The organism is Brevundimonas sp., from assembly GCF_036399195.1.
Lineage (GTDB): Bacteria > Pseudomonadota > Alphaproteobacteria > Caulobacterales > Caulobacteraceae > Brevundimonas.
In genome coordinates this window covers 1-10168 of record NZ_DASWNO010000046.1, presented here as the reverse complement: position 1 = coordinate 10168, position 10168 = coordinate 1, and the positions used below count along the sequence as shown (strand labels likewise).

The 10168-nt window shown below is 68.5% G+C and carries 5 protein-coding genes and 1 pseudogene; 3 read left to right on the top strand and 3 right to left on the bottom strand.

Going from position 1 to position 10168, the window contains the following annotated elements; all coding sequences use genetic code 11:
- Together VGB60_RS02430 and VGB60_RS02425 are read right to left on the bottom strand one after the other, a co-directional pair.
- Positions 1 to 702 (bottom strand): DEAD/DEAH box helicase (locus VGB60_RS02430; RefSeq protein ID WP_331036689.1); only part of this gene is annotated, 702 nt, incomplete at its 3' end.
- A 316-nt stretch (positions 703 to 1018) separates the two neighbouring features.
- The gene (locus tag VGB60_RS02425) at positions 1019 to 2599 is read right to left on the bottom strand and encodes a carboxylesterase/lipase family protein (RefSeq protein WP_331036688.1); all 1581 of its coding nucleotides are present in this window, start codon (positions 2597 to 2599) and stop codon (positions 1019 to 1021) included.
- A gap of 136 nt (positions 2600 to 2735) precedes the next feature.
- Here VGB60_RS02425 and VGB60_RS02420 point away from each other — a divergent pair, with 136 nt between their 5' ends.
- The 3 genes from VGB60_RS02420 to VGB60_RS02410 all read left to right on the top strand — a co-directional run bounded on the left by VGB60_RS02420 (position 2736) and on the right by VGB60_RS02410 (position 9535).
- Entirely contained in the window at positions 2736 to 4838 is a 2103-nt protein-coding gene (locus VGB60_RS02420; RefSeq protein WP_331036687.1) for a malate synthase G, read from the top strand.
- Between the two features lie 229 nt (positions 4839 to 5067).
- Positions 5068 to 5946: an ABC transporter ATP-binding protein gene (locus tag VGB60_RS02415; RefSeq protein WP_331036686.1), complete on the top strand. Its 879-nt coding sequence runs from the start codon at positions 5068 to 5070 to the stop codon at positions 5944 to 5946.
- Positions 5947 to 5956: 10 nt separating this feature from the next.
- A complete protein-coding gene (locus tag VGB60_RS02410) occupies positions 5957 to 9535 on the top strand; it encodes an ABC transporter permease/M1 family aminopeptidase (protein ID WP_331036685.1) in 3579 nt (1192 codons plus the stop codon).
- A 40-nt stretch (positions 9536 to 9575) separates the two neighbouring features.
- Here VGB60_RS02410 and VGB60_RS02405 read toward each other — a convergent pair.
- Positions 9576 to 10168 (bottom strand): annotated as a pseudogene (locus VGB60_RS02405) (hypothetical protein); the annotation flags it as partial.

The following is a 10168-nucleotide window of genomic DNA, read 5'->3' as shown; positions in this document are numbered from 1 at the left end:
GAACATCTCGGTCAGCAGGGCGCGCTTGCGGCCCTGTTCGATGTGGATGATCGACTGGTTGATGCGCTGAACCGTGGTGGCCTGGGGCGTCACCGACACCTTGACCGGGTCCTTCAGCAGTTCGCCCGCCAGCTTGCCGATCTCGGTCGGCATGGTGGCCGAGAAGAACAGGTTCTGGCGCTTGGCCGGGATGCGGCTGACGATCTGGCGGATCGGCTTGACGAAGCCGAGGTCCAGCATCTGGTCGGCCTCGTCCAGCACGAAGATCTCCGTGCGGCTGAGGTCCAGCGTCTTCTGCTGCATGTGATCAAGCAGGCGGCCGGGGGTGGCGACGAGCACGTCGAGACCCTGCTGCAGGGCGCGTTCCTGCGGCCCGTACTTCACGCCGCCGAAGATCACGGCGACGCGGAAGCCCAGGTGTTTGCCGTAGGTCTTGAAGCTCTCGGCGATCTGGCTGGCCAGTTCGCGGGTCGGCGACAGGATCAGCACCCGCGAGGTGCGGGGCACCGGCGGTGTGCGGTTCTCGGCCAGCCGATGCAGGATCGGCAGCGCGAAGGCCGCGGTCTTGCCGGTGCCGGTCTGGGCGATGCCGAGCAGGTCCTTGCCGGCCATGACATCAGGGATGGCCTGCATCTGGATCGGGGTGGGGATGGTGTAGCCCTCGGACGCCAGCGCCTGAAGCAGGGCCGGGTTGAGGTTCATGGATTCGAAGGTCTTGGTGCTCACGGAGCGTTCTTTCGCATGCGGCGACGCGCATCGACCGGGCTGACAAGCCAAAGGCCGCGCACCGCCAGTCCCGATTTGGCTCCGGAGAGGGAGCCGCGACGGGGTGGATCGGGCGCCGCCCCGCGTGTCCGGGCAGCGAATGAATCTTGAGGGCCGGCCGCTGCTACAGTCAGGTCTTCGAAGTCTGAAGACCCACACGCGCTGGAGCGCACCGGGGCGCCGCAATTGTGCGACGCAGCGCAAATGGACTTCGAATGCGGCGAAGTCAAGGAGACGGGGGTCGATGGGCCGCTCAGGTCCCCGGCTGAACGTAGGGAATCCGGGCGAACAGACGCCGCTCGGCGCCGCGAGGATCGTCCTCCATCCGCGGCGGATGATCGAGGATCAGGGTCTGGCGGCGGGCCAGGTCACAGGGGCTCCAGCTCGGCAGGCCGGCATGGTTCGGATCGCCGCCTCGGGCCATGGCGGCGAAGGCGCGGCTGAGGCGGTCGGCCATAGGCTGGGCCTCAGGTCCCTGCGCGCGGCTGCCGGGCGCGGCGACGTTGTCGAAGGCCAAGGGGATGTCGTCAGTGTGCTGGGCCCCGCGCCGTCCGCCCTCGATCGGGGAGACCCAGTCGAGCTGGTAGACGAAGGCCGGCGTCCCCGCCGCGGCGCGGGCCTCGGCCTCAATGACGGCGGCGCGCCACGACCGGGCGGCGGTGGTGGCGGCGAAGAAGACCTCGCTGGGGCTGTAGCGGGGGTACATCTCGCGATAGGCGGCGATCACGGGCTCGGGCGCCACGTCGATACGCATGGTCGCCAGGGTCATCCGTCCGGGCAGGTCGTCCCAGCCGAGCGCGTGGCTGGCCGGGTCGCCGCCCAGGAAGGCGCGGGTCTCATCGTGGGTGTTGCCGATGATCATCGGGATGTGCGCCGACTGGGGCGGGGCGTCCGGGTAGAACGGGTGCCGCGTCAGGCTGCGGTCGTCCAGCACCGGTCCGAAATACAGCGAGCCGTAGCCGAGCACGGGATCGGGAGCCTCTGTCGCCTTGAGCAGCGCCTCGACCGGCATTGTCGCGGCCTCCGCCGCATGGCCAGGGGACAGGCCCAGAGCGTCCAGCCACGTCGTCGCGCGGCGGGTGGCGTTCATCGGGCCGGAGGCGGTGACCTGCTGCCCGCTCATGGTCGCGGCGCGATGGAACAGGCCGGCGGCGGACGACGTGGCCATCAGCGTGGCAATCTTGGCCCCGCCGCCCGACTGGCCGAACACCATTACGCGCGACGGGTCGCCGCCGAAGCCGGCGATGTTGTCCCGCACCCAGCGCAGGGCGAGGATCAGGTCCAGCTGCCCGCACGATCCGCTGTCGAGGAAGGGCGCCCCCGCCAACCGGGCCAGATAGGCGTAGCCCAGCGGCCCCAGGCGGTGGTTCAGCGTCACCACCACGACGTCGTTGCGCCGCGCCAGCCGGGTCCCGTCGTACAGCGGGCTGGAGCCGGACCCGGTCGAATAGCCGCCGCCGTGGATGTAGACCATGACCGGCCGCCGCTCGTGGTCGAGAGCGGGGGTCCAGAGGTTGAGGAACAGGCAGTCCTCGGACTGGTTCGGTTCGTCGCTGGTCTGCGGGCAGGCGGGGCCATAGGCGAAGGCGTCGACCGGCCGGGTCCACGGCTGAGGCGCCACGGGCGGCTGGAAGCGGCGCGGGCCGGTGTCGGCGCCGTAGCGCAGGCCCTTGAACACGGCGACGCCGCCGTCGCGCCGGCCCCGCACCGGACCGTTGGTGGTTCGGACCACGGGGTTCCCGTCCTGCGCCCGCGCCGCCGCGGTCCCGCCCATGGAAAGCGCCAGTCCGCCGACGAGGGCGTCGCGGCGATCGATCAGGAGCCGAGGTGTCATGGTCGCAGACTAGGCTCGCCTCCAAACCTTTGTCACCGGTGTCATTTCAGGGGCCTGTTGCTCTCTGCAACCTCTGCCGCTCTAGTGCGATCACGCATTGTTACGGACCCTCTCCCCAAGGTCCGCGGAGATCCGGATGACCTATGAAGCCCGCGCCGGCCTTTCAGTGGCCGCCCCGCTCGCCGCTCTCATCGAGGACGAGGTTCTGCCGGGGCTCAAGATCGGCGCGGACCTATTCTGGGCGGGCGCGGCGGACGTGTTCGCGCGGTTCGCGCCGCAGAACCGGGCGTTGCTGGCGAAGCGTGATGAACTGCAGGCGCGGATCGACACCTGGCACGAAGGGCGGCGCGGCCAGCCTCACGATCCGGCCGCGACCGAAGGCTTCCTGCGCGAGATCGGCTATCTGATCGCCGAGCCAGCCCCCTTCACCATCGGCACGGAGGGGGTCGATGACGAGGTCGCCCGGCTGGCGGGCCCGCAGCTGGTGGTGCCGATCCTGAACGCCCGCTTCGTCCTGAACGCCGCCAACGCCCGCTGGGGCAGCCTGTACGACGCCCTCTACGGCACAGACGCGCTCGGCGACCTTCCGCCGCCGGGGGCCTACGACGCAGCGCGCGGCCGGCGCGTCGTCGCCTACGCCAAGGGCTTTCTCGATCAGGCCGTGCCGTTGGCGCACGGCAGCTGGGCCGACCTGTCCGGACTGCAAGAGACGATCGCCCTGCGTGACCCGGGTCAGTACGTCGCACGAAGCGATCGCTCGCGCCTGTTCCGCCACAATGGTCTGCACATCGAGGTGGTGTTCGATCGGGACCATCCAGTCGGCCGCGCCGACCCCGCGGGCATCGCGGACGTCGTCCTCGAGGCGGCGCTGAGCACCATCGTCGACCTGGAGGACTCCGTCGCGGCGGTGGACGGAGCCGACAAGGCCGCCGGTTACCGCAACTGGCTCGGGCTGATGAAGGGCGACCTCAGCGAGACCTTCGCCAAGGGCGGCGGCACGATCACGCGCGAACTGCAGCCGGACCGGACGTTCACAGCCGCCGACGGATCAACGGTCATTCTGCCCGGCCGGTCGCTGCTGTTCGTGCGCAACGTCGGACATCTGATGACCACGCCCGCCGTGCTGCTGCCAGACGGGTCCGAGGCGCCCGAGGGGGTGCTTGACGCCATCGTCACCTCGCTGATCGGGCTGCACGACCTAAAGGGGCTCGGGCCCCATCGCAACAGCCGCGCCGGCTCGATCTATATCGTCAAGCCGAAGATGCACGGGCCCGAGGAGTGCGCCTTCACCGACTCGCTGTTCGACGCGGTCGAGGACCTGCTGGGGCTCGCGCGGCACACCATCAAGGTCGGGGTGATGGACGAGGAGCGGCGCACTTCCGCAAACCTCGCTGCCTGCATCCACGCGGTGAAGGATCGGATCGTCTTCATCAACACCGGCTTCCTCGATCGAACCGGGGACGAGATCCACACGGCCATGCAGGCCGGTCCGGTGGTGCGGAAGGCCGAGATCAAGTCCTCGGCCTGGATCGCGGCCTATGAGGCCCGCAACGTCGCCATCGGCCTGCAGTGCGGCCTGTCCGGCAGAGCGCAGATCGGTAAGGGCATGTGGGCGGCGCCCGACCGCATGGCCGAGATGATGGAGCAGAAGGCGGCGCACCCGAAGACCGGCGCCAACACCGCCTGGGTGCCCAGCCCCACCGCCGCCACCCTGCACGCGCTGCACTATCACCAGACCGACGTGTTCGCCGCGCGGGGCGCGATCGCCGCGCGACCGGTCCCGGGTCTGGAAGACCTGCTGACGCCGCCGCTGACGCAAGGGCGAAACTGGTCGGAGGCCCAGATCGCCGAGGAACTGGACAACAACGCCCAGGGCCTGCTCGGCTATGTCGTCCGCTGGGTCGATCAGGGAGTCGGCTGCTCGAAGGTGCCAGACATCCACGACGTCGGCCTGATGGAGGACCGCGCCACCCTGCGGATTTCGTCGCAGCACATGGCCAACTGGCTGCTGCAGGGCGTCTGCACGGCGGAACAGATCGACGCCGCCCTGCTGAGAATGGCGGCCAAGGTCGACGCCCAGAACGCCAGCGATCCCCTGTACCGGCCCATGGCGACCGACCCGCAAGGCAGCCTCGCCTTCCAGGCGGCGCGGGCGCTGGTGTTCGAGGGCGCGGCACAGCCGAACGGCTATACCGAGCCGCTGCTGCACCGCTTCCGGCGGAAGGTGAAAGAGCGATGATCACATCGTCTTTCCGGGGCCGCGCTGCGGAACCCGGAATCCAGAGGTCTGGCTTCAGCTGACTGCCGTGTCGCCTCCGCCCGAGCCCGGTCTCCTGGGTTCCGGGTTCCGCTTCACGGCCCCGGAAGGACGCACGGCCGCGGAATGCGCTGGACGTAACCTGTCCGAACCGTAACTTGCGAAGGGTCGGGGCTGATGACAAGGTTCCTTGACTACAAAGGGGGACGTCATGCTGACCATCGAGAACCTGACTCACGTGTACGGCAACGGCACGCGGGCATTGGACGACGTCAGCCTGACCATTCCAAAGGGGATGTTCGGCCTGCTGGGTCCGAACGGCGCCGGCAAGTCGACGCTGATGCGGTCGATCGCGACGCTGCAGACGCCGACCTCCGGCTCGATCCGCTTCGGCGACATCGACGTGATCCGCGATCCCGAACAGCTGCGCCGCGTGCTGGGTTATCTGCCCCAAGACTTCGGCGTCTACCCGCGCGTCTCAGCCTACGACATGCTCGACCATATGGCGGTGCTGAAGGGAATCTCCGGCCGCAAGGAGCGCAAGGCCACGGTCGAGGCCCTGCTGAACCAGGTCAACCTGTGGCCGGTGCGCGGCAAGGCGCTGGCCGGCTTCTCGGGCGGCATGCGCCAGCGCTTCGGCATCGCCCAGGCGCTGATCGGCAACCCAGAACTCATCATCGTCGACGAGCCCACCGCGGGTCTCGACCCGGAGGAGCGCAACCGCTTCCTGAACCTGTTGGCCGAGGTCGGCGAGAACGTCGTCATCATCCTGTCGACCCACATCGTCGAGGACGTGACCGACCTCTGCCCCCGCATGGCGGTGCTGGCCGGCGGCAAGATCCAGCTCGAGGGGGCTCCGATGGACCTGATGCACAGCCTCGAAGGGCGGGTCTGGCGCAAGACCATCGACAAGGCCGACCTGCCCGCCGTGCAGAAGCAGCACAACGTCATCTCCACCCGGCTGTTCGCCGGCCGCACCGTCATCCACGTCCTGTCCGAGACCAACCCGGGCGCCGGCTTCGAGCGTGCGCCCGGCGGGCTGGAGGACGTCTATCTGGCGACCGTCAACGCCTCGCGCCGCGCGGCTTGAGGACGGGATCATGTTCGCCAAGATCGCAAGTTTCGAATTCCGCTATCAGCTGCGCCAGCCGGCGTTCTGGGTCATCGCCATTGTCTTCGGCCTCCTCGCCTTCGGCGCAGTAGCGAGCGACAACGTCTCGCTCGGTTCGGGCGGGAACGTGCACAAGAACGCGCCCTATGCGCTCGCGGGCGCGCACATCATCTTCAACGTCTTCTTCATGCTCGCGACGACCGCCATCGTCGCCAACGTGGTGGCGCGTGATACGCAGACCGGCTTCGGGCCGATGATCCTGTCCACCCGGATCACCAAGGGGGCCTATCTCTACGGCCGCTTCTTCGGAGCGTTCGGCGCGGTCGCGCTCTGCTATCTGAGCATCGCGCTGGGCACCCTGATCGGCACCTTCATGCCGTGGGTGGATCCCGAGACGCTGGGGCCGTTGCAGCTGGGCGACTACGCCTATTCCTACGTGGTCTTCGGCCTGACCGGGCTGTTCCTGACCTCGGCCCTGTTCTTCACCCTCGCCACCGTCACCCGCTCGATGATGGCGACCTATGTCGGCGTGGTCGCGGTGCTGATCGCCTATCTCGGTGCGACCGGAGCACTGGGTACCAAGCCCGAGTTCGAAACCGCCATGGCCTGGGCCGAGCCGTTCGGCTCGGGCGCCTACGCCCTCGTCACCAAATACTGGACCGCCGCCGAGCGGAACACGCTGAACGCGCCGCTGGAGGGCGTGCTGCTGTGGAACCGGGTGATATGGACTGCGGTCGGAGCCGCGCTGCTCGCCGCGGCCTATGTGCTCTACCGCCCGTCGCCGCGCGGGGCGAAGCTGAAGAAGCAGGAGCGGCTGAAGGCGCTGGTCGAGACCGATGTCGAGGTCACCCCCGTCGGCTCGCTGCCGCGCCCGACCTATGGCCTGGCCAGCGGTCTGACCCAGCTCTGGTCGCGCACGGTCTTCGAAACCGTCCTGATCTTCAAGAGCCCCGCCTATGTGGTGCTGATCCTGCTGGGCTTCGCCTTCGGCATGGCCACGCTGTTCTTCACCGGCGAAATCTACGGGGCGCCGATCCTGCTTGTGACGCGCAAGGTCATCGAGGCGCTGACCGGCGCCTTCGGCCTGATTTCCATCGTCATCGCCATCTACTATGCCGGCGAGTTGGTCTGGCGCGACCGGGACCGCAAGGTGCACGAGATCGTCGACGCCTCGGCCACGCCCGACTGGACTTTCCTGGTTCCCAAGACGCTGGCGCTGATCCTCGTGCTGGTTTCGACGGCTCTGGCCGGCGTGCTGGCGGGCGTCCTGACGCAGACGATCAAGGGCTACACTGACTTCGAGCTGGGCAAGTATCTGGTCTGGTACGTCATCCCGCAGGCGATCAGCTTCAGCACGCTCGCGGTGCTGGCGATCTTCATACAGGCGCTGTCCCCCAACAAGTTCATCGGCTGGGCCATCATGGTGGTCTATCTGATCTCGACCATCGTGCTGTCGAACCTCGGCTTCGACCACGTCCTGTACCGCTACGGCGCCGGCATCGGCGTGCCGCTGTCGGACATGAACGGGCGCGGCGACTTCGCCGGTTTCGCGGCGGTGCTGGACGCCTATTGGGGGGCTTTCGCGGTCATCCTGCTGGTGCTGGCCTACGGGCTCTGGCGGCGCGGGACGGAGCAGCGGCTGTGGCCGCGGCTGAAGCGCCTGCCGCACCGCCTGGCCGGGCCCGCGGGCCTGATCGGCGGCGCCGCGCTGGCGCTGTTCATCGGCCTGGGTGTCTACATCTACACCAACACCAACGTCTGGAACGAGTACCGGACGCAGGAGGCGCAGGAGAAGGAGCAAGCGGCATACGAAAAGGCGCTGCTGCGCTATGAGACCACGCCGCAGCCGTCGGTGGCGGACGTGCGGCTGGTCATGGACCTGCGGCCGCGCCAGCCGAAACTCACCACGCGCGGCTCCTATGTGCTGGTCAACAACACCACCGCGCCGCTGCCCGAGGTTCACCTGCGCTGGCAGGACGACCTGGACATGAACCGTCTGACGGTCGAGGGCGCCTCGGTCGCCCGCGAGTGGGAAGACTTCGACTACCGCATCTATCGCTTCGCCACGCCGATGCAGCCTGGCGAGCGGCGAACCGTCACCTTCGAGACGGTGCTGGAGCAGCGCGGCTTCAAGGCCGGCGGCAACACCACCCGGCTGGTGGACAACGGCACCTTCGTCAACAACAGCGAGTTCGCTCCCTCGGTCGGCATGGACCGGCGCGGCGTGCTGACCGACCGCACCAAGCGCCGCAAGCTGGGCCTCCCCGCCGAACTGCGCCCGGCCAAGCTGGAAGACACCAGCGCCCAATCGCGCAACTATATCGGCGCCGACTGGGTCACCGCAGACATCACCGTCACGACCGACGCCGCGCAAACGGTGATCGCGCCGGGCCAGATGGTGTCGGATATCGTCAGCAACGGCCGCCGGACCAGCCGGTTCGTGACCGAGTCGCCCGTGCTGAACTTCTTCTCGGTGCAATCCGGCCGCTACGAGCGGACCGCGCGCGTGCACAACGGCGTCGAGATGGTGGTCTTCCACGACCCGGCGCACGACCGGAACGTGCCGCGCATGCTGACCGCCCTCGGCGCCTCGCTCGATTATTTCCAGGCCAACTTCAGCCCCTACCAGTTCAAACAGGCCCGGATTGTCGAGTTTCCTGACTACGCCAGCTTCGCCCAGTCGTATCCGAACACCTTCGCCTGGTCGGAAGGGCTGGGATTCATCGCCGACCTCAGCGACCCGACCAAGATCGACTATGTGACCTATGTCGCGGCGCACGAGTTCGGCCACCAGTGGTGGGCCCACCAGATCGTCGGGTCGGACCAGCAGGGGGCCACGGCCCTGTCCGAAACGCTGGCCCAGTACTCAGCCCTGATGGTGATGGAGAAGCTGTATGGCCAGGACCAGATCCGCCGCTTCCTGAAGCAGGAGCTGGACCGCTATCTGCGCGCTCGGGGCACCGAGCGGCTGGAGGAGCTGCCGCTGATGCGGGTCGAGAACCAGCAATACATCCACTACCAGAAGGGCGGGCTGGTCATGTACCTGCTGCGCGACCAGATCGGCGAGGACGCCGTCAACCGCGCCCTGCGGCGGGTGCTGGCGCAGTACGCCTTCAAGGGCGCCCCCTATCCGCGCTCGCTCGACCTCGTGGCCGCGATCCGGGCCGAGGCGCCGGCGGACAAGCAGGCCCTGATCACCGACCTGTTCGAGAAGATCACCCTGTACGACGTCAAGACCACCGGCGCGACGGCGACCCGCCGCCCCGATGGCCAGTGGGACGTCACCGTCACCGTCGACGCCCGCAAACTCTACGGCGACGGCGAAGGGGTGGAGACCGAGTCGCCGCTGACCGAGACCCTGGACGTCGGCCTGTTTTCGGCCGAGCCGGGCAAGGGGCGCTTCAAGGAGGCCGACGTGCTGCTGATGGAGCGCCGCCCAATCCGCTCGGGCGTTCAGACCCTGCGGTTCGTCACGCGGCGCGAGCCGAAGTTCGCCGGCGTCGACCCGTACAACAGGTGGATCGACCGCAACTCGGACGACAACGTGCGGGCGGTGGATACGGACTGATCCGGTCCGCTTGCGATGAGCGGCGTCCTGTCCTGCCGCGTCAGCCCGGCGAGGCGGGCAGGGCGCTTTCGGAAGACGGCGCCGCGGTGGGCGCGGGCGCGGTCGCGGGCTCTGGTGTGGGCTGGGCGGTCGCATCGGTGGCGGGCGCCGCGGGGGCCATGCCGCACTGGCGACCCTGATAGATGCCGCTGAGCAGGCTGCGGCGCTGGTCGGCGATGCGGATGCGCTCGGCCTCCGCTCGCGCACGAGCCTCGGCGTTGCGGCGGGCGGCGGCTCCGGCGGCGTTGGCGAACATCCCCAGGCCCGGAACGGCGCCGAGAGCGCCGGAGTAGAGCGCCGCATTCACCGCCACACTGGTTGCGCCGCTGGCCATGGCTCCCTGATTTTCGGCGTTCTGGGCATTCTGCGCCGAGACGCCGGCGATCTCTTCCATGCGGGTGATCTCGAACGTCAGCTGCTCGCAGGTGAGCGTCCCGTCCGTCGGATAGGACACCTGCAGCTGGGGCTCCGCCCGGCGTTGGGCCTGAGCCGAAGCCGGCATCGCCAGCGCCACGGCCAAGCAGGCTGTCGTGGTCAATCGGGTGAGTTGTTGCATCGCTTCGCCTCCCAGCGCCCGGCCGTCCGGGTCGAGCC

Bases quoted from the DNA above. Each gene is read 5' to 3' on its own strand.
- VGB60_RS02420 (WP_331036687.1), top strand. From the start codon at position 2,736: ATGACCTATGAAGCCCGCGCCGGCCTTTCAGTGGCCGCCCCGCTCGCC.
- VGB60_RS02425 (WP_331036688.1), bottom strand. From the start codon at position 2,599: ATGACACCTCGGCTCCTGATCGATCGCCGCGACGCCCTCGTCGGCGGA.
- VGB60_RS02410 (WP_331036685.1), top strand. From the start codon at position 5,957: ATGTTCGCCAAGATCGCAAGTTTCGAATTCCGCTATCAGCTGCGCCAG.
- VGB60_RS02415 (WP_331036686.1), top strand. From the start codon at position 5,068: ATGCTGACCATCGAGAACCTGACTCACGTGTACGGCAACGGCACGCGG.